The organism is Streptomyces melanogenes (genome assembly GCF_014649795.1).
GTDB classification, from domain to species: Bacteria; Actinomycetota; Actinomycetes; order Streptomycetales; family Streptomycetaceae; genus Streptomyces; species Streptomyces noboritoensis.
Map to the genome: position 1 here is coordinate 68,841 of NZ_BMTS01000021.1, position 17,999 is coordinate 86,839.

Annotated in this window: 21 protein-coding genes and 2 pseudogenes; all 23 read left to right on the forward strand. The window is 70.5% G+C overall.

Going from position 1 to position 17,999, the window contains the following annotated elements; translation table 11 throughout:
* Positions 1-51: 51 nt before the first annotated feature.
* The 23 genes and pseudogenes from IE252_RS33805 to IE252_RS33910 all read left to right on the forward strand — a co-directional run bounded on the left by IE252_RS33805 (position 52) and on the right by IE252_RS33910 (position 17,968).
* Positions 52-600 carry a DUF6197 family protein gene (locus IE252_RS33805; RefSeq protein WP_190093272.1) on the forward strand — a complete coding sequence of 183 codons (549 nt, stop codon included), beginning with the start codon at positions 52-54 and terminating at the stop codon, positions 598-600.
* A gap of 118 nt (positions 601-718) precedes the next feature.
* A complete protein-coding gene (locus IE252_RS33810; protein WP_229848957.1) occupies positions 719-1,537 on the forward strand; it encodes a hypothetical protein in 819 nt (272 codons plus the stop codon).
* Positions 1,534-1,785 (forward strand): hypothetical protein, encoded by a 252-nt coding sequence (locus tag IE252_RS33815; protein ID WP_190093273.1) that lies wholly within the window; start codon positions 1,534-1,536, stop codon positions 1,783-1,785. Before IE252_RS33810 ends, IE252_RS33815 begins: the two co-directional genes overlap by 4 nt.
* A gap of 251 nt (positions 1,786-2,036) precedes the next feature.
* The gene (locus IE252_RS33820; RefSeq protein WP_229848958.1) at positions 2,037-2,465 is read left to right on the forward strand and encodes an RRQRL motif-containing zinc-binding protein; all 429 of its coding nucleotides are present in this window, start codon (positions 2,037-2,039) and stop codon (positions 2,463-2,465) included.
* Between the two features lie 156 nt (positions 2,466-2,621).
* Positions 2,622-3,134, forward strand: coding sequence for a hypothetical protein (locus IE252_RS33825; protein ID WP_190093274.1), 513 nt, complete (start codon positions 2,622-2,624; stop codon positions 3,132-3,134).
* Entirely contained in the window at positions 3,131-3,481 is a 351-nt protein-coding gene (locus IE252_RS33830; RefSeq protein WP_190093275.1) for a hypothetical protein, read from the forward strand. Before IE252_RS33825 ends, IE252_RS33830 begins: the two co-directional genes overlap by 4 nt.
* Positions 3,478-4,458, forward strand: a complete 981-nt coding sequence (locus IE252_RS33835) for an ATP-binding protein (RefSeq protein WP_190093276.1) — start codon at positions 3,478-3,480, stop codon at positions 4,456-4,458. The genes IE252_RS33830 and IE252_RS33835 overlap by 4 nt, the downstream gene beginning before the upstream one ends.
* 117 nt (positions 4,459-4,575) lie before the next feature.
* Positions 4,576-4,731, forward strand: a complete 156-nt coding sequence (locus IE252_RS33840) for a hypothetical protein (RefSeq protein WP_190093277.1) — start codon at positions 4,576-4,578, stop codon at positions 4,729-4,731.
* Positions 4,732-4,819: 88 nt separating this feature from the next.
* On the forward strand, positions 4,820-5,095 hold the full coding sequence (locus IE252_RS33845) for a hypothetical protein (RefSeq protein WP_190093278.1): 276 nt from the start codon (positions 4,820-4,822) through the stop codon (positions 5,093-5,095).
* 89 nt (positions 5,096-5,184) lie between these two features.
* Positions 5,185-5,877 carry a GGDEF domain-containing protein gene (locus IE252_RS33850; protein ID WP_190093279.1) on the forward strand — a complete coding sequence of 231 codons (693 nt, stop codon included), beginning with the start codon at positions 5,185-5,187 and terminating at the stop codon, positions 5,875-5,877.
* On the forward strand, positions 5,874-6,527 hold the full coding sequence (locus tag IE252_RS33855) for an ASCH domain-containing protein (protein ID WP_190093280.1): 654 nt from the start codon (positions 5,874-5,876) through the stop codon (positions 6,525-6,527). Before IE252_RS33850 ends, IE252_RS33855 begins: the two co-directional genes overlap by 4 nt.
* The gene (locus IE252_RS44035; RefSeq protein WP_190093281.1) at positions 6,524-7,636 is read left to right on the forward strand and encodes an RNA polymerase sigma factor; all 1,113 of its coding nucleotides are present in this window, start codon (positions 6,524-6,526) and stop codon (positions 7,634-7,636) included. Before IE252_RS33855 ends, IE252_RS44035 begins: the two co-directional genes overlap by 4 nt.
* On the forward strand, positions 7,636-8,118 hold the full coding sequence (locus IE252_RS33865) for a hypothetical protein (RefSeq protein ID WP_190093282.1): 483 nt from the start codon (positions 7,636-7,638) through the stop codon (positions 8,116-8,118). Before IE252_RS44035 ends, IE252_RS33865 begins: the two co-directional genes overlap by 1 nt.
* A gap of 100 nt (positions 8,119-8,218) precedes the next feature.
* A pseudogene (locus IE252_RS44605) lies at positions 8,219-8,299 on the forward strand (DUF8839 family protein); the annotation flags it as partial.
* Positions 8,300-8,378: 79 nt separating this feature from the next.
* Positions 8,379-8,642, forward strand: a complete 264-nt coding sequence (locus IE252_RS33870; RefSeq protein WP_190093283.1) for a hypothetical protein — start codon at positions 8,379-8,381, stop codon at positions 8,640-8,642.
* Positions 8,639-9,925 (forward strand): N-6 DNA methylase, encoded by a 1,287-nt coding sequence (locus IE252_RS33875; protein WP_190093284.1) that lies wholly within the window; start codon positions 8,639-8,641, stop codon positions 9,923-9,925. The genes IE252_RS33870 and IE252_RS33875 overlap by 4 nt, the downstream gene beginning before the upstream one ends.
* 121 nt (positions 9,926-10,046) lie before the next feature.
* On the forward strand, positions 10,047-10,826 hold the full coding sequence (locus IE252_RS33880; protein ID WP_190093285.1) for an HIT family protein: 780 nt from the start codon (positions 10,047-10,049) through the stop codon (positions 10,824-10,826).
* Entirely contained in the window at positions 10,823-11,305 is a 483-nt protein-coding gene (locus IE252_RS33885) for a hypothetical protein (RefSeq protein ID WP_229848959.1), read from the forward strand. The genes IE252_RS33880 and IE252_RS33885 overlap by 4 nt, the downstream gene beginning before the upstream one ends.
* A gap of 157 nt (positions 11,306-11,462) precedes the next feature.
* Positions 11,463-11,990 carry a hypothetical protein gene (locus tag IE252_RS33890; RefSeq protein WP_190093286.1) on the forward strand — a complete coding sequence of 176 codons (528 nt, stop codon included), beginning with the start codon at positions 11,463-11,465 and terminating at the stop codon, positions 11,988-11,990.
* Between the two features lie 1,496 nt (positions 11,991-13,486).
* A complete protein-coding gene (locus tag IE252_RS33895; RefSeq protein WP_190093287.1) occupies positions 13,487-14,662 on the forward strand; it encodes a ParB/RepB/Spo0J family partition protein in 1,176 nt (391 codons plus the stop codon).
* 14 nt (positions 14,663-14,676) lie between these two features.
* Complete coding sequence (locus IE252_RS33900; RefSeq protein ID WP_190093288.1) at positions 14,677-15,525, forward strand: ParA family protein; 849 nt, start codon at positions 14,677-14,679, stop codon at positions 15,523-15,525.
* Positions 15,526-15,817: 292 nt separating this feature from the next.
* Positions 15,818-16,502: pseudogene (locus tag IE252_RS33905) on the forward strand (DUF2637 domain-containing protein); the annotation flags it as partial.
* 1,316 nt (positions 16,503-17,818) lie between these two features.
* Complete coding sequence (locus tag IE252_RS33910; protein WP_190093289.1) at positions 17,819-17,968, forward strand: hypothetical protein; 150 nt, start codon at positions 17,819-17,821, stop codon at positions 17,966-17,968.
* Positions 17,969-17,999 lie beyond the last annotated feature (31 nt).

Here is a 17,999-nt window from a genome sequence, read left to right on the forward strand (position 1 = left end):
GCTGGGATCGTTCTCCGGTGGCACCCTTCGGCGTCCATGCCTGGAGTCCTGATGCCCCACATCCAGCCCTCCCCCGCCCCAGATCTCACCGCACCCGCCCCGGACGCCGCGCCGTCGGTGGAACTGACCCTCGAGGAACGCCTCATCCTGACCGACGCGGCCATGACCGTGCGCCTCGATGAAGCAGCCGTCGCCTACGAGGTCAACACCGCACACGTCGCCACCGAGCCCGTGGACCTGGCTGACATCGTCACCGGCCCCCTCGACACCGGTAACTCCCTGCCGGAGGAGCTGTACCGGACACCGGTCGCGGCCCTTCTGCAGCGTGCCCGCCACCGGCTGCTCACCGGTGGCTGGTGCAAGGACGCCTTGGTCGACGAGGACGGCGCGCGCTGCATGCTCGGGGCCATCCGCATCGAGGCCCGCGGCGACAGCGGCCTGGAAGCCCACGCCACCGGAGTGCTCCTGGACGCGATCCGCCGCACGTTCGGCGACGACGTCAACTCCGTGCCGTCCTTCAACGACGCGCACGGCACGGGCCGCGTCCCGCTCCGCATGGTCGACCAGGCCGCCCACCTCGCCGACGCCCGCGGCCTGTGACCCCAGCTCCGGACCACCTGCCTCGTACCCGAACCCTTCGCGGCCGGGTACGGGCCAGGCCGCCCGGCCTGCGCACCACTGCCCACCCCACCCATCCGAGCGAGGGAGTCGCCCCGCCATGCAGTCCGACGACAAGCCCATCAACAGCCAGCACAACCCGAGCGTCTTCGACCTGCTCGACCACGTGCCCCCGCCGCCGGTCGCCGACCGGGAAGCAGGGCCTGGCAAGGAGCGCTTCGCCCGGCTGCGCGCCGGATGGGACGCGTCCTGGAAGCCGGGCGGCTTCCTCTACGAGCGGTGGGAGGACCTGTTCCAGGCCCGGCGCCTCGGCCGGCACGAGATGGCCAACTGGATCAAGGCGGTGCTCGGCCTCGCCGGGGTCTGCGCGGTCATCGTCCTGCTGGACGCCGCCGTCGACATCGCCAGCGCCGTGCTGCACCGCCTGTCCCCCACCCCAACCGCGACCGAGGCGCCCGGAGCCGACACCACCGGCGGCCTGTGGGGCGTGATCGACAACCCGGTCCGCTCCTACATCGGGCAGCACAGCGCCGGCCTCACCGTCCCCAGCACCGCCGTCTACGCCTTCTGGCAGGTAACCGGACTGATCGGCCTCATCGGGGGATTCGCCGGCAGCACCGGCGCGCGCATCCTGTGGACCGGGTGGGGCCTCTCCGGGACGGCCATGGTGTGGTCGGCCGCGCCCGCCGGCAGCCGCACCATTGCCACCGGCATGGCCGCCCTCATGTGGGCGCTCGCCAGCATCATCGCCCTGCGCGGCCTGAGCCTGCGCCCGGTCATCAACACCCCGGTGGCCCCCGCCATGACGCAGGTCAACATCTTCCCCGCGGTCCGCTTCCCGCCGCAGCCCACGCCCGACCACGATGCCCCAGGCGACGGACCCGGCACCGCCCACCGAGCCCCGAAGGGAATCCGATGAAGCCCCAGTTGGAGCAGGCCGAGTTCTGGGTCGGCACCTTCCACGGGAGCCATGACGGCACCAAGGCCAAGGTCACCGCGACCCGCGACGACACCCGCCCCGAGCCGTACATCTGGACGTGCACGTGCGGCGCGTCCCGCTCCGTCCCCACCGAGCACGGCGTGTTCGACACCGCCTGGCGGCACACCCACCCGACCCGCCTCGACCGGCTGTGGTCGTGGGCCCGCCGCTTCCGCACCGCCCGCTGACCTGACGCCCTGCCTGGTCCTCGCCCGCCCCGCACCCGGGGCGGGCGAGGACCGGACAGGCCGCCCGGCCGCACCGCCCCGCCGACACCAGCACGACGTCGGCGGGGCGCAGCGCTGTCCACCGACCCCTTGGAGGAACCGCTCGTGCTCATGCCCCGCCCGTGCCGCCGGATCGGCCGGCCCCGCCCGCAGCGTCCCGGCCCCCGCTACCCGCACCGCCCCCACCGGCTGCCCGGCGCCTGGAGCAGGTGATGCCGCGCCCGAGGAAGAAGCGCCGCCGCCGCGAGGTGAACCGGGTTCCGCGCAGCGACGCGGCGCTGCCCGAGTACGACCACAGCACGGTGCCCGAAGGCTTGGTCACCAAGCGCCAGTTACGGGAGATGGGCCCCAGCCCCGGTGACAACGAGGGCGCGGTCGCGATCCTGCGCTGCAAGCTGTGCGCCACCCGGCCGCAGTGGTCGTGCACCCACCCCACCCGCAGCTTCCTGCTCCGCGTCGACCTGGCCAAGCCCAAACGCATCCCGACACTCGCTCAGGAGTGGGCTCTGGACCGCGCGATGGCAGCGAGGCAGACCTGCCGGCGAATGCGGGAGGCGGTTCTACATCTGCCTCTCGAAAGAAACTCGGCTGCTGCCTGGAGTGCTTCGACGGCACGCCCGCCGACCCCAGCAGCCTCATGACCCTCCCGGCTCCGGCCGTTCACCGGCTGGCCGCGTGAGCCGAGCCCCGTCCCGACCGCACCGGCCGGGACGGGGCTCGCACACCGGGCGGCCGCAGCATCGGCAAAAGGTCGGCCGCCCGCTCCCTCGCCCCTTCGAGATCAGGAGAACCCCAGCATGCATGCTCACCGTCCCGCCGTCTTCGCCGCCCTGCTCGGTCTGACCCGCGCGGCCAGTGCCGTCGGCGACTTTTGGGTTCAGTCGGATTTCTGTGCCCGTGTGAAGGGCGCCTCCGACGACCACCCGGTCACCTACGAGGACCCGGCCACGAAGGAGAAGACGACCCACGGCACGACCGACGGCCGTATGGCCTGCCTGCACCACTGCCTCACCTACACGGCCACGCAGGCGATCGTCGCCGGGGCCGGCGCCCGCGCGCTCGGCATCCGGGTGCACCCGGCCGCCGCCGCGGCCGCGCTCGCCATCTCCTTCGGCACCCACTACGCCGCGGACCGACGCGTCCCGGGCAAGGGCATGCTGGAGAAGATCGCCACCAAGACCGGCAATGGTGGCTTCTACAAGCTCGCCGACTTCGGCATGAACGGGGCCTTCCACCTCGACTCTGCCTGGCACCAGGGCTGGGAGACAGTCGCGGCCGTGGTCGCCACCACCAAGTCGACCACGCGGTGACCGGCCGTTCCCGCACGCGCCTGGACCGGGTGCGCGCCTCGGTCGGCATCGCCCAGTTCGCCCTCCAGCAGATCGAGGACGACCTGAGTGCCGACGACGTCGACGCCCGCGAGCTCGCCGCGATCCTGCGCGAGCTCCAGGAGGACGTCGAGCACCCCGGCGGCCTCTTCCCCTCCCTCGCGCAGCTGGTCACCGCCGCCGCGCGCCGGGCGGAGCAGATCGAGCCCGACCGCGACGGTGACGCCTCCTGCCCCCTGCACGAGGCCGCCGCCTTGCTCACCGACAACGCCGGGCAGCGCCTGACCTGGGCTGCCCGCGCCCTCGACCCGCAAGGAGCCCCCGAATGACCTCGGTGCTGTACCCGGACCTGCCCGAGAACGGGCTGATCGTGCTGATCGGGGCCTCCGGCGCGGGCAAGTCCACGTTGGCCCGCACCTGGCCGGCCTCCCAGGTCCTCTCCCTCGACGCCCTGCGCGGCACGGTCAGCGACGACCCCGGCGACCAGGGCGCCACGGCCGATGCCGCCGACGTCCTCAAACTGATCCTCGAGCGCCGGATGGCCCGCAGGCTCAACACGGTCATCGACGCCACCAACGTCGAACAGGCCGTGCGGGTAGAGCTGGTGAGGGCCGCCAAGCGGCACGGCATGCCGGCCGCCGCGGTCCTCGTCGCCACACCACTGCCGGTCTGCCTGGAGCGCCAGGGCCTGCGGCCGGCCAACCGGCGCGTGCCCGAAGACACCGTCCGCTCCCAGCACCAGGCCATGGTCCACTCCCACCAACGCCTCGCCGCCGAAGGCTTCAACACCATCGTCTTCGCCGACGACCTCCACCGCCTGGAGCCGGTCCTGAAGCAGCTCTCCCAGGTGAGGGAGGCCGACCTCGGGCGCGACGGCAGCCAGGGCCTGGGCGACCTGTGGCTGGCCCGCCGCTTCTTCGGCCCGGAGATCCTGCCGTTGTGGCGGTGGCGGCCGGGCTCGGACCTGGTGACCGGCCGGGACCGCGTCGCGGAGATCCGCCTCGGACGCCAGTCCCTCACCCTCGCGCTGCGCGAAGACGTCGACGGCGAGGGCGACTTCGGCTTCGACGTGCTGCTGCCATGCCCCTTCGACCCGGAGTGCGACGGGCAGGCATGGGCGCCGGCCTACAGCGTCAGCTGCCTGTTCCGGGCGCTGACCGGCGCCATGGACAACGACCCGGACATCGTCTGCACCGTCCACGGCGACGGCGTCGACCAGGAAGCCGACGGCCACGACCTCCAGGACGAGGACCCCGAGGGCCGCGCCGACCTGGAAGCGCAGTACGCGGACGCGGTCCGCGCGTGAGGAGTGCCGCCGCCGCTACCCCGAACCACCCCACCCCGCAGGGCACCGGCCGCGCCCGGCGCCCGCCGTCATCCCAGGAAGGACAAGAACAGCGACTGCCGCCCCAACAACGGCGTCATGCTGCGCGCCGTGAACGCGGCCGCGCGCGAGATGTGGGGCACCACGGGCAACGCCCTCCCGGACACCGACGACGCGTACTGCGCGACCAAGGGCCCCTGCTCGATCATCCGCGAACTCCGTGCCGGAGTCCGCCCGCCCACCAACCGCGCCTGACGGACGCACCGTGCCGCCCCGGCCTCTCCGCACGACGGAGGCCGGGGCGGTCGCGGTGGTCCCCCAAGCACGGAAGGAGCTGGACGTCATGCGCCGATACGAGGTCGACGTCCCGACACACCACGCAACGGACCAGGAACGGCGAGGCCTTCACGTCTTCACCGGCTACGCCGCCGGAGAGAGCGAGGCCCTGGCCGCCGCGCACAACGCCTACGACCGGGCCGTGCAGCACACGTCCGCCGGCCGCCCGGCCCCCGACGACTCCAGCGACGGATGGGCCGCGCGCGGCCTGCGCCCCGACTGGGTCCTGGACTGGCACAAGGCCACCACCAAGGCGTGGGTCAACCCCCACAGCCTGATCTGAATTCGCCCCGGGACAGGCGCTCTAGGCGTCGAAACCGTCGCCTGCCCCGGGTTCCCCATCCCGTACGAGACGAGAGGGAGGACACCAGTATGGCGTCCCACCCGCGCGCCGGGGCCCTGATCGGGCAGCGCGCACTCATCACGACCACAGCCCTACTTCCGTTGACCGGCTGGGCTGTTCACGCCGCGACGCTGCACCGTCGCCTGGCAGCCGCCCGCCGCGACCCGCTCACCGGCCTGCACTCCCGCCCCGGCTACGTCCAGCACGCGACCCGCCGCCTGAACCGCCACGGCGACCAGGTGCTGCTTGTGTTCCTGGACGCGGTCGGTTTCAAGGCCGTCAACGACGACCTCGGGCACGACGTCGGCAACGCCCTGATCATCGCCATCGCGTCACGCCTGGAGCAGTGGGTCGGCGCCGACGGTGTCGCCGCGCGCCTGCACGGCGACGAGTTCGCCGCAGCCCTGACCTGCCCCGCGTCCGACCGGGCCAAGCGCTTGGAGGAGCTGCACCGCCTGCTGCACCAGAGCGTCGACGTCGACGGCCAGGCGGTCGCCGTCGCGGTGTCGATCGGCGCGTCCAGCCCCAGCGACCTGCACTCGCGTGACTACACCTACGTGCTGCGCGGCGCCGAAGGCGCGATGTACGAGCACAAGCGGGAGCGCACCGGCCTGTACCGCATCGCCACCCCCGACCACGCCAACGAGCCGACCGTCAACGGCCGGCGCCTCGGGCGCATGGGCACCACCGCTCACCCCCTCACCCAGGAGCGCACGCGATGAGCCTCTCCCCCGTCGCGGACACCACGCTGTACGCCCGGCTGTCCCACGAAGCCATCCCCACCGGCGAGAACTTCCGCACCCGCACCCCCGGCGGTGCGGCCCCGCTGACCCGTCAGCAACAGCGCGCCAACTACGAGCTGCTCGCCGCGGTCTCCCGCCGGCCCCAGACCGCGCCGGACCACGACCTCACCCCGCTCCGGTGCCTGACCATCCGGCCGCCCTGGTCAGACCTGATCGCCCTCGAGGACGACCAGGGCGCCAAGCGCATCGAGAACAGGATGTGGACCACCCAGTGGCGCGGCACCCTGCTCATCCACGCCGGATCCGACGTCGACATCCGCGCCCTGGCCCTGCCACCCGTACGGGAGACGCTGGACAGTGACCACGAGCTGGTGCGCGGAGCGGTGGTCGCCGTCGCCGACCTCACCGGCATCCACACGGACGACGGCGCGTGCACGCCCTGGTCCCAAGAGGGCTGCTTCCACTGGGAGCTGACCCGGGTCCAGCGGCTGACCATGCCCGTTCCGGCCCGCGGTGCCCAGCGGCTGTGGAAGCCCGCACCGAAGCTGCTGCGGCAGATCGCCGTCGCCAACCCGCACCTGCGTGGTCGGCTGAGCGGCACCGCCATGACGCAGGAGGTCGGCGCGTGAGGGCCCCAGACACCACGACCCGACAGACCTCCAAGGCAGAGGAGTCGGTGACCGCCCTCGTCGACCGGGCCCGCGACGGCGACCGCGAGGCGTTCGCTGACCTGTACGTCCGCTACCGGCCGCAGATCTACACCTACCTGCTGCGCCGTACCCACGACCGGCCACTGAGCGAGGACCTGACCGGTGACGTGTTCGTACGGGCCCTGGCCAGGATCAGTGCGTTCACCTGGCGCGGCAGCGACTTCGGGGCCTGGCTGGCCACGATCGCCCGCAACCGGCTGCTCGACCACTACAAGAGCGCCCGGCACCAGCGGGAGACCCCGACGAGCGACATGCACGACCATGACGTCGCCGTCGAGGACATCGGCGAACAGGTCAGCGACGACCTGACCCGCACCAGCGTTCTCGCCGAACTCCGCACGGCCCTGGCCGGACTGACCCCCGGCCAACGGGAGTGCCTCTGGCTGCGCTACTGGCACGACCTGTCGTTCCGTGAGATCGGCGAGCGCATGAACCGCAGCACGAACGCGGCCAAGGTGCTCAAGGAACGCGCGCTCCAGAACCTCAGCACCCCGGAGAACCGGGCCGCGCTGAGCCAGGCCGCCTCCGACTCCGGCACCCGCTCCCCCGCCCAGTCCTGTACCGCCCCGCAGGCCTTGCCGCGCGTCCCGTCACCACGACGGCCCGCACCCTCCCACCCTCTGGACTCAGGAAGGACCCGCCCCATGCCCGCCCCGCTCCCCGCGCTCACGGCCAGCCAGGCCGTGGCGCTGGTCCTGCTGCGCGACGGTCTCACCGAACGCACCATCACCCTGCGCACCGGCACCGTCGGCACCACCCTGTACACGCTCGCCGCCGCCCACGGCGTCACCGCCCCGCACGGCACGGTGGAAGGCCACCGCTGCCACGAGGCCACCGGTGACGAGCCCTGTGATGGGTGCAGCCTCGCCGACGCCCGCGACCAGGCGCGCAACCGAGCCCGGCACCGCAGGTCCGTCAGCTCCCTGCCGCGCACGCTGCGCCGTCAGGCCACGGGACGCAGGAACACCCCCCAGCGCACTCCCCGACCCCGCCCTCGCACGACCGACCCTCTGGCGGAGGCCCGCTGATGGACACCACGCACTGCACCGTCGACGGCTGGGTCGAAGCCATCCCCGCGCCCTGTCCGGACGGCTCTGCCACCTTCGACCTGATCGTCCGACCGGTCGACGCCGACACCCTCCCCGAGGACGCCCCCGACGTCGTCTACGCCTGCACCAGCCACAACTCCCGCATCACCCGCCAGATGCTCGACGAGGTGCAGCCCGGCAACTTCCTGCACCTCACCGGCACCCTGATCCCGCCCCAGCCTCCCGACACTGTCGCCCGTTTCATCGTCGACGCTCTCGAGGTCCTGGACAGCGGGCTGGTCCCGGTCCTGCGCGACATGGTGCTGGACCGCTACGGCGACTACATCGTCATCGTCGACGCCGACACCGACACGGTGCCCGTCTTCACCACGAACGGGCAGTGGGTCGGCCTGGCGGACAACCCCGACGCCATCACCACCCTCATCGACATCCACGAGCGCGTGACCGGCGGCGACACCTGACGGCCACCACCCCCGCGCCCTCCCGGACCACGCCGGAGAGCATCCCTGCCAAAGACCCCGGGGCTCTTGGCCGGCCGGAGAATACGCCGCTGGCCGCCGGGCCCAGGACACCGACGCCTGGGTCGTGATGGACCTGCCCAGCGACGAATTCCTCGTCGTCACCGACACCACCAGCCAGTAGCCCACCCCGTTCTGAGTGCCGTGCCCCGCCGACCCGGCCGGGCACGGCACTTTCCGTCTCCAGACAGAAAGAGGCCTCCATGGCCCGCATCACCGTCCGTGTGGAACCCCGGCACGCCGACAACAGCCCGTGCCCGCACCCCGTCAAACCCTCCGGGAAGCCCCGCGACCCGAACTCCGCATGCACCGGCCGGTCATCCTTCCCCGTGGTGTGCTCCGCGCACGGCGATATCGGCGGCGTGCACCACGTCAAGGTCCTCGCCGAGCCCGCCGCCCTCGCACACCGCCAAGAGCATCGCGCAGCCCTCGCCGGCGCCCATCACCCCGCACCGGACCCGGCATGAGTATTCCTCCCGCCACCCTCGCCGCTCTCACCGCCGAAGCGCCGGGCACCGGCGGCCACCGCCAGATCATGCGCCTCGCCGTCAACGCTGTGGCGGCCGCACGCCAACTGCCCCAGCCCTGGCCCGTCGACCTGCCCCACGACGCGGCACAGCACATCACCAAACTCCTCGCCGACCTCAACGGCCTCCCCCACTGGGGCGGCCACGAACTGGGCAGCCTGCGTGAACAGTTACTGGCCTCCGCGGAGCGCGGTCAGGCCGGCGCCTGGTACACCCCGCCCGACGCCGCGCAGCCGCTGACGCGGGCCGCGCTGAGCGAAATCACCGACCTCCATCTGGACGACGACCCCGCCGACGTACTCGCCGTGTCGGTACTGGACCCGGCGTGCGGGGGCGCGGTGTTCCTCATCGAGGCAGCCCGGCTGCTGGCCCGTGCCTACGTGAGCCTGCTGTACCGCACACAGACACCCGCACCGCTCACCGTCCAGGCCGTCATGGCCGACGTGATGCGCTCCAGCATCTACGGCATCGACACCGACCCCGTCGCCATCGACCTCGCCAAGTCCGCGTGCTGGCTGGAGTGCGGCGGCTACCCGCCCATCACCTGGCTCGACGACAACATCATCTGCGGCAACGCGCTCACCGGTGACCTGCCGCCGGCCCTGACCGGCCGCATCACCACCAGTACTCCCCTGGCCATCGTCGGCAACCCGCCCTACAAGGACAAAGCCAAAGGAGCCGCGCCCTGGATCGAAGCCCGCCGCCCCGGCCCACGGCAGGCCCGTACGCCCGATGAACTCTGGCGCCCGAGCCTGGACGAATTCCGCACCCCCGGCCAGGGGCGCCTCGAGTACGCGCTGTCCAACCTGTACGTGTACTTCTGGCGATGGGCCCTGTGGCGGGCCTTCGAGACCCGGCTGCACGGCGCGACGGTGGCCTTCCTCACCCCCAGCGCGTGGCTGACCAGCCGCACGTTCGCGACCATGCGCGCCGTCATGCGCAAGGCCGCCGACCGGGGCCTCATCGTCGATCTGACGCCCGAAGGCAACCAGCCACCCGGACCGACCAGGATCTTCCCCGGCGTCGCCCGCCCCCTGTGCATGGCCCTGTTCACCCGCTACGCCGGCCCCCGCCCAGATGTCCCGGCAGCCGTGCACTGCGCCACGGTCCACGGCACTAGCCAGGAAAAGTGCCAGCAACTCGGACACCTCTTCTTCGGCACGGGCTCGCCCGCCGACCTCCCGACCGCTCAGCCCGCGTGCGGCCTCACCGCATGCACGTGACGGGCCACCCTGGCCCTGGTCACCTCTCCTTTCCGGCACAGCCCCGGGGCGGCCGTCGACTTTGCATTCGACCGCCTCGGATGTCACCCCGGTCCATCACACAGACCTTCCGGAGGCTCCCGTGCCCGACGTGTACATCGACTCCTTCGGTGCCCGCTGGCAGGACGCTCCCCCGCCCCGCTACCGCGCAGCCGTCCTCCACATCAACCTCACCGATGCGCTGCTGAACCCGCCGGACGATCCGGCCCTCGCCGACGTCGTCGCCCGCCAGACCGGACAGGACACCGACGTACGCGACTACGTCCTTGGCTCTCTGGGCGCGGCCCGCATCATCGACGACGCCGTGCACGAGCTCACCGCCCTGCGCACCAGCGGCGACGGCCGCCCGGTCCAGCTCCTGGTGAACTGCTGGTACGGACGCCATCGCGCACCCGCCATCGCCGACGCCATCGGCCACCGCATGCGGGAGAGCGGCGCCCACGTCCAGGTCACCCACCACCACATCAACCGGCCGCCGGTCCCCCGCAAACACCCGCGCCCCGACTGCCCGTTCTGCCGGATCATCCACGACGGTGCCCCGGCGACGATCGTCCACGAGTGGACGGACGCGCTCGCGATCGTGCCCCGCAGCGGCGGCTGCACCGAGGGCCACCTCCTGGTCCTCCCGCGCGGACACGTCCCGGACTTCATGACCGATCCGGTCGTCTCCGCCACCGTCCAACTGCGCGCCGCCGAACTCGCGCAGCAGCTGGGCGGCCAGTGGAACTACCTCACTTCCTGCGGCCCGGACGCCACGCAATCCGTGCTGCACCTGCACGGCCATCTCATCCCCCGCGCTGCCGGCGACGGTCTCGCCCTGCCCTGGACCCAGACCACCCGCGAACAGGAGCCCACCCGATGAAGCGCCCCTCCTTCCGCCGCTGCGGACATGCCCCCGGCACCCTCTCCCCCGAGGACCAGGCCGTCGTAGACGACTTCCGTGCGATGCTCACCGCCCTGCGCAACCCGCAGCCCTGGGCACCCGGCAGCGCTCAGGACATCGCCGTGCGCGTCGGCCCGTTCGTCGAGCGGGCGCACACCCGGCCTGGCGACGACCACGGCCCCGACATGATCGCCGTCGCCCTGGTCCACCCCGACACCCCGCACGCCGGCGCCTCCCTCGAAGGCCGCCAGCTCGGCTACACCGAACGCGACTGGCTGCGCTGCAAGACGACCGCGATCCTCGGCTTCTGGCAGCCCGGATACGCGATGCTCACCCACGCCGCCGCCGGCCTGCCCCTGCCCGACGACGTCGGCATGGCACCCGCGCACTACGCCCTCTGCTGCGCCTCGGTCCGTACACCCAGACCCGGCATGCCCAGCAGGACCACGACCAGCTGACCGCCGCGCTGGAGGGACGGGAGACCACCCTCGTGCCCGGCCACCGGGTCTCCGTGAGGTTCGGGCCGTGCGACGTGAGCGACCACCAGCTGTTCGCCGACCCATACGAGGCTGACGCCGTGGCGCTCCTGGAAGCCGCCGTCGCGGGGGTGAGCTCGTGACCAGCGCAGCCCTGTACGAGATCGAGACCAGCGACGGCGACGACGGGACCCTGCACCCCGCCGAACACCTTTGGACCCCGGGCGGGGACGCCGGCGACAGCGGGTTCCTTGCCCAACGCGGCCTGCACGTCGCAGGCATCGGCGCCCCCAACGACGACGGCCTCTACCCCGCCGCGTTCCTCCTGCTTGGACACCAGCCCTGGGCCGACGTCATCGAGGCCTCCGCCGCGTACATGGCCCGCGTCCACGGCTGGCGCAACATCCACCTCTACCCCGGCGACGACCCATCGGAGTTCATCCCCCGCATCCCACGCGCCGTCCTGACGTGGGGCGTCTTCTTACGCCATCCCCATCCTCGCTATGGCTGCGGCTGCGAGTGGGACGACACCTGGCGCATGATCTGGGCACCCGCCACCGAACCCGGCGCGGTCCCGGTCACCGCCATGCGGCACCCGGCCGCCCTTGCGATCGCGGCGGGTCTCCCCAACCCCGACGAAGGCGCGCCCGCGAGCTGGGCCGCCTGACTCCGCGTGCACCCGCACGTGGTGAAGGCCCAGCCCTCAAAGAGGGCTGGGCCTTTTTGCGTTCTGCACCCAGCGGGGCCTGGACAGGGTCGAGAGACGCGAGGGAATGTCAGTGAAGCTCGACGCACTGCCTAGCGCTGCCGAAATTGAAAAGGACGCAGACGCGCGTTCCCGGGGCGACGGCCGGTCCGGTGTGGCCGCCGCGCCCCCACGTGACCTCATGCCAGGAGTGGACTACCGCCCCTCGACGCCAGCCTCCGCCCACCCGGGCCACGCGGCCCGGCTCTTGATACGACCACTGGGCGCGATACACCGCACCGCGGGCGACCGGGCTTCGTGACGCGCGCACCCACGCCACGTGACGCTGCGCGGATCCCGCCTTGCGCCAGTAGTTGACGACGATGCCGTAGGCACAGCCGCCCGCAGGGCGGGGCTGGCAGGAGTTGGCGCGCAGATCCCGGAACGAGTCAGATGTCGGCGGGCTTGTGGCGCCCGCGAGGGCGAGGACAGTTAAGGCTGTGGCCGCCAGTGCACGCACTCGGGTCGGCATGTCGTTTCTCCAGTCGTTGACGTGTGTCGAGATCAACCGAAGCGGAGAGTGAAAGGTCACCGCCCCAAGGCAAGGGGCACATCGACGTCAACGCCCGCACAGATCGGACGTACACGGTCGGGCGCGGCCCGCATTGGATGCCCCGTCGGTGGCGTGTGGGAGCATCTGCTCTTTACGGCGTAAAGAATCCGGATAGGCCCTTGGTGCTGCGTGACGTCGCCGCGAAGAACCCGCCGGTTGGGGGAATCGTTCTGCGTGAGCGAGCAGGCAGTCATCCCAACGCCGGCGGCCGCGCGCACTATGCGGCCTCCGTCATCGGCGTCGGCCGATGCCCCCCGGTCTTTACGCCGTAAAGGCCGGGGGGCTCCGCGTACCTCTCTCCGGGTGTCTAGTACGCCAGCTTGAGGACATGGCGAACGGAAGAGACCGTGGCGCCACGCCCGCACTGGGACCCCCACAGGGTCCTAGCCAGATGCCCGTCGATCTGGGGGCGATCGCCCCGCTCATGCGCGGCGACCCAAGCCCTTCATTCTTTACGGCGTAAAGACGGGCGCCCGGCAGATGCTGCTACGAGCAGCATGTCTCAGCTTGTCCCTCGTTGAGTAGTGCGTTCCCTGCACCGCAGTCGGCGCCTCTCATCCTGCAGATCCCCGCCGCGTTCGAGGCGTGGAGAGTGCCCCTCCCGAGCCACGGATGCGGGAAGGCTCGCACGGATCCTCTCACGCCTCATTGCCGGAACCAGGGTGAGTGGCAAGTTCCGGGCACCCCCGCCTAGCCGTGGTCACCTGAAGTCAGGCCTGATGGAGCGCAGGGTGCACCCTCCGCCGGATCGAGGGGGGTCGCGCGTTCTTTACGGCGTAAAGAAGTGGGGTCTGCGGATGGCGAGCCGAGCTGCTCGTTAAGCTCCACCCCGAGAACCTTGCACGAGACCCATCAGGAGCGGTGAATGGCCGGCGCCCAGAACGAGTTGTCCGTAGCGGAGCGACGCAGAGCGCGAGAAGAGGAGCGCCGGCAGGCCGAGGCCGCGAAGGCAGGCGCATCAACAGGACCTGAAATCCCTCTTGCTCAGCTCGCCAACAACCCGCGCAACGCTCGCGCGGAGCTTGAGAACCTTGAGGAGCTCGCGCAGACCTACGCCGAGAGCGGCGTCCTGCAGCCCGTCGTCGTGATCCCTGCCGGCGTCTTCACGAACGCGTTCCCCGAGAACGCGCACGAGATCGGCGACGAGCGGTACGTCGTCATCGGTGGCAACCGTCGCCTGGCGGCCGCGCGACTCGCGGGCCTGGAGAAGTTGCCCGCCCATGTGAATAGGAAGGCGTTGACCCGCAAGGCCATTCTGGTCGCGGCGGCAACGGAGAACTTCGCGCGCCAGGAGCTCAAGCCGTTCGAAGAGTTGGCCACGATCGAAGAGCTGAAGGCTGAACTCGGCACGTACGATGCTGTTGCCCAGTCCCTCGGCAAGAGCGCGGGATGGGTCTCGCAGCGGCGGCGCCTGCATCACCTGCAGCCCGAGGTCCGTCAAGCCCTCGAAGAGCGCGCTGAGGGCATGACGATCGAGCTGGCTCGCGAGCTTGGCAAGATCAGAGACTCCGAGCAGCAATTGCGTGCCTGGAAGGCAGAGCAGGCGCTGGCCGCTGACCGGGCGGCGGGCCCCAAGTCGGAGAACGCCTCGAAGGGGAAGTCCGACGGTGCCAGCAAGGCAGCGAAGAGGATTCCCGTGCAGGGGGACGGCTCCACGCCGTCGGCAGGCTTGAGTGACGGCGTGAAGGCGCGCCGTGAAGCGTGTGCTCTGGCCGTAACAACCTTTGAGGGGGACGCCTCCCGGCTGCACATCATCGCCCTGCAGTCCCTCGCCGACCCCGATAAGGCGTTGGCGCTCGCCTCGACCTGGCTGACCGGAGCAGGGAGCGGCGCCTCGGCTCTGCACCTGCCGTCCCTGCCCGGAGACGAGGGCACCGAACGCCAGCGGCGAGCCGCCCTCGCGCTCTCCCTCGCCCACTGTGAACTCCACACCACCCAGACCAGCGGCATGGATGCCTCGCACACCGACGCCTACCTGGACTGGCTCGCGACGCACGCCGAGTACCAGGCAGCCGACGACGAACCCGCCCTCACGGCGTAACCACGGAGAACCTCGTGCCCACAGACACCCCCATGCTTCCCGACGACACGGGACTCAAGACCCGCGTACTGGTCTTCACCAACGGCTCCGCCGGTTCCGGGAAGTCCACCACCGCCGCAGCCGTCGCCTACGCCGCAGCCAAGAAGAAGAGGAAGGTCTGCTACATCGGCCTGGACAAGCAGCGTGACGGCTCACGCCTACTTGGCTACGACGACCCCGACGGAGACGAAGACCTTCCGACTCTGTACGACGTGGTCGACAAGCTTGTCACGCTGCCGGAAGCCGTCGTGCCCGCACGGGACACCAAGACCAAGGAAGTCATCGACAACCTCTGGGTCGTGCTCGAATCCAAGAAGCTGGAACACCTGGAGTTCAAGCTCGCGAACGAAACCGCGCGTGAGCTGTGGCTCTACCGGATGATTGGGCAGTTGCGAGGCCGGTTCGACGTCATCGCCCTCGACTGCTCAGGCGACGTAAAGTTGGGGACCATAGGAGCCATCATCGCCAGCGACGAGGTCGTCGGCTGCACCAAGTCCCAGGAAAAGGAAGCACGCGGCCTCACCGAGCTCGAGGACAAGATCGCCGAGGTGGCAGAGGCGTACGGCCATACGGGCATGCCGACAGGCATCGACTGGGTCGTCATCACCGAAGGCGTCGAGCACAAGTCTCAGGGCAAGGTCTACAAGGACATGGAGCAGCAGCTCCGAGAAGCCTACGGAGACATCGTCCTGGAGACCGTCCGAGACGACGTCAAGGTCCCGGAGGCCTACACGGCCGGCCAGCCCGTCACCCTGTACAGCCCTAACGCTCCATCAGCCAAGGCCTACACGAAGATCGGTCGGCAGATGAAGCTCTACCGATGAGTTCTTTACGGCGTAAAGACGCCCCGAACCGGCCCTCGAAGCCCTTGGCTCTGAGGGCCGGTTCTTTACGCCGTAAAGATGGTGAGCCCACGGCCCGGCATGGACAGAGCGCGCAAGTGATCACTATTCCCTCACGATCTGCGATGGGCCTCCTCGCGAACATCGCAACGCTGGGCGGCTCGTGGGAGTGTGAAGACAGCTCAGTTGTGAGTCGTGGATAGGGGAGTGGGACGTGACGGCGGGGACGGGCGGGACGCCTCAACTAACCCGAGGACATCGGATCCTCGTCGGTATGGTCGTGGCTGGCGCCGTCATCATTGCCGGGATCGGGTTCGCGGGTTCTTACGCGGCGGTGCGCGCGCTCGCGGAGAAGAAGGGGTTCGGCGCTTTCTCCCTCGTCTTCCCGATCGGCATCGATGCGGGCATCTGTGTGCTCCTCGCGCTCGACCTGCTGCTGACCTGGATCCGCATCCCCTTCCCGCTGCTGCGGCAGACCGCGTGGCTGCTGACCGCCGCCACGATCGCGTTCAACAGCGCGGCCGCCTGGCCCGACCCGCTCGGCGTCGGCATGCACGCCGTGATTCCGGTGCTGTTCGTCGTCGCCGTCGAGGCCGCCCGCCACGCTTTCGGCCGCATCGCGGACATCACCGCCGACAAACACATGGAAGGCGTCCGCCTCACCCGCTGGCTGCTGTCACCGATCCCCACCTTCCTTCTGTGGCGCCGCATGAAACTGTGGGAACTGCGTTCCTACGACCAGGTCATCAGGCTCGAACAGGAGCGCCTGGTCTACCAGGCGAACCTCCACTCCCGATTCGGCCGCGCCTGGCGTCGCAAGGCCCCGGTGGAGTCGCTCATGCCGCTCCGCCTGGCCCGCTACGGCATCCCCCTGGCCGAGACGGCCCCGGCCGGCTTGGCCGCCGCAGGCATTGACGAGCCGCCGATTCTTTTCACCGCCGAGAGGGCCCCGGTTCCGGCGCAGCGGCAGAGCCCCCAACTCGAGGTCGCCATCGGCCGAGAGGAGGAGCTGGCCCGGGTGAGCGATGCGGAGGCCGAGCCGGTGGAGCAGGTGCGAACCACGAGCCTTGAGCAGCTGCAGGACCTCGGACACCACACGACCTCCCGACGTCTGGCTGACGCCTATGAGGGCTGGGTGGCCGGATCAGGGTCCGAGCCCACGAACGCGCAGTTCGCTGCCTGGCTCCAAGACCAGTACGGCATCGCCTCTGCGGCCGGTGCGCCACTGGCTGACGAGCTAATCGAACCTCTGCTGCGGATCCTTAAGCACCGTCACACCCGCTCAGCTGACGACGGGACCGCCCCCCAGGCCTCGCACGAAGCAGACGCGGGATGGGGTGACTACTTCTACGACGCCTGGCTCGCGTATGCGCGAGAGTACGGGGCCTACCCCGATGCCGCAGCCCTCGCCTCGTACCTCTACGAGCGGGACCAGATCACCAGCGCCCACGGGCAGCCCGTCACGGGCGAAGACCTGGAGTACTTCGTCTCCACCTTCCGGCAACGCGAGTCCGACGAGGCGGAGCCCCCCAGTGACGGGCACGCCGCCAAAACCGCCGCGCAGGAGCCTTCCGTCGATCCCCTCCTGGACGAAGAGGAGCCCGAGGAGACACCGGTCGGCGCGGGCACGCACCCCGCCAAGGACAAACCGAGTCCCAGGGTGAGCGCCACCATCGACGACGTGCTGAACGAGCACGACGCGATGGGCGAGCCCGCCCCGCTCACCACCGTCGACCGCTACTACCTCGCCTGGACGGAGTACCAGACGAGGCACGGCGAGGAACCCAAAGCCGAGCAGCTCTCCGCCTACCTTGCGAGCGAGAAGGGCATGAACGGCCGCGGCGGAAAGCCGGTTAGCCCGTCTACCCTGCGCCGCTACCTGCTGCCGTTCCGTGTCTACAACATCTGGGCCGAACATCGAGTGCGCAACGAGACTCCGCCCGACGACGCGATTGCGCAGGAGTGCGCAGCCCATGGGATCACCGCGCAGCACAACAAACCACTGACTACCGACTACATCGCCGAGCAGGCCGCCGACTTCGAGCGGCGCTGGCAAGCACTGATCCATCACCACGCGCAGTCACAGCAGTGAACAGCCGTGTCCTGCCCGTCCGCGCCCCGGGTTGCGCAATCGAGAGAAATCGCAGGTCAGCGCAGCATTGCGCAGCCGTGATTCCCATTGCGCAGCCGACGCGCACGGCTGTCTTGCGGTACCCATCACCGAGAGAGGCAGACCTAACGCGAAGTGACCCGCCCCAACCGATCCCGATCCGTCATGCCGACCACCCTCACGCGGCTTCTGGTGGCCAAGGCGATTGCCGCTGGATTCGCATCGATGGCAGCGGCGATCGACGCGACGCGGAGCTTGCCGAGCCGGGAAACGGCGGCACGAACGGGCGTGGGCGCGAGCACCATCACGCGCTGACGGAGGAAGGCTCAGTGACCGCGGCCGCGCC

Bases quoted from the DNA above. Each gene is read 5' to 3' on its own strand.
- IE252_RS33805 (WP_190093272.1), top strand. From the start codon at position 52: ATGCCCCACATCCAGCCCTCCCCCGCCCCAGATCTCACCGCACCCGCC.
- IE252_RS33810 (WP_229848957.1), top strand. From the start codon at position 719: ATGCAGTCCGACGACAAGCCCATCAACAGCCAGCACAACCCGAGCGTC.
- IE252_RS33815 (WP_190093273.1), top strand. From the start codon at position 1,534: ATGAAGCCCCAGTTGGAGCAGGCCGAGTTCTGGGTCGGCACCTTCCAC.
- IE252_RS33820 (WP_229848958.1), top strand. From the start codon at position 2,037: ATGCCGCGCCCGAGGAAGAAGCGCCGCCGCCGCGAGGTGAACCGGGTT.
- IE252_RS33825 (WP_190093274.1), top strand. From the start codon at position 2,622: ATGCATGCTCACCGTCCCGCCGTCTTCGCCGCCCTGCTCGGTCTGACC.
- IE252_RS33835 (WP_190093276.1), top strand. From the start codon at position 3,478: ATGACCTCGGTGCTGTACCCGGACCTGCCCGAGAACGGGCTGATCGTG.
- IE252_RS33840 (WP_190093277.1), top strand. From the start codon at position 4,576: ATGCTGCGCGCCGTGAACGCGGCCGCGCGCGAGATGTGGGGCACCACG.
- IE252_RS33845 (WP_190093278.1), top strand. From the start codon at position 4,820: ATGCGCCGATACGAGGTCGACGTCCCGACACACCACGCAACGGACCAG.
- IE252_RS33850 (WP_190093279.1), top strand. From the start codon at position 5,185: ATGGCGTCCCACCCGCGCGCCGGGGCCCTGATCGGGCAGCGCGCACTC.
- IE252_RS33855 (WP_190093280.1), top strand. From the start codon at position 5,874: ATGAGCCTCTCCCCCGTCGCGGACACCACGCTGTACGCCCGGCTGTCC.
- IE252_RS33865 (WP_190093282.1), top strand. From the start codon at position 7,636: ATGGACACCACGCACTGCACCGTCGACGGCTGGGTCGAAGCCATCCCC.
- IE252_RS33870 (WP_190093283.1), top strand. From the start codon at position 8,379: ATGGCCCGCATCACCGTCCGTGTGGAACCCCGGCACGCCGACAACAGC.
- IE252_RS33875 (WP_190093284.1), top strand. From the start codon at position 8,639: ATGAGTATTCCTCCCGCCACCCTCGCCGCTCTCACCGCCGAAGCGCCG.
- IE252_RS33885 (WP_229848959.1), top strand. From the start codon at position 10,823: ATGAAGCGCCCCTCCTTCCGCCGCTGCGGACATGCCCCCGGCACCCTC.
- IE252_RS33895 (WP_190093287.1), top strand. From the start codon at position 13,487: ATGGCCGGCGCCCAGAACGAGTTGTCCGTAGCGGAGCGACGCAGAGCG.
- IE252_RS33910 (WP_190093289.1), top strand. From the start codon at position 17,819: ATGCCGACCACCCTCACGCGGCTTCTGGTGGCCAAGGCGATTGCCGCT.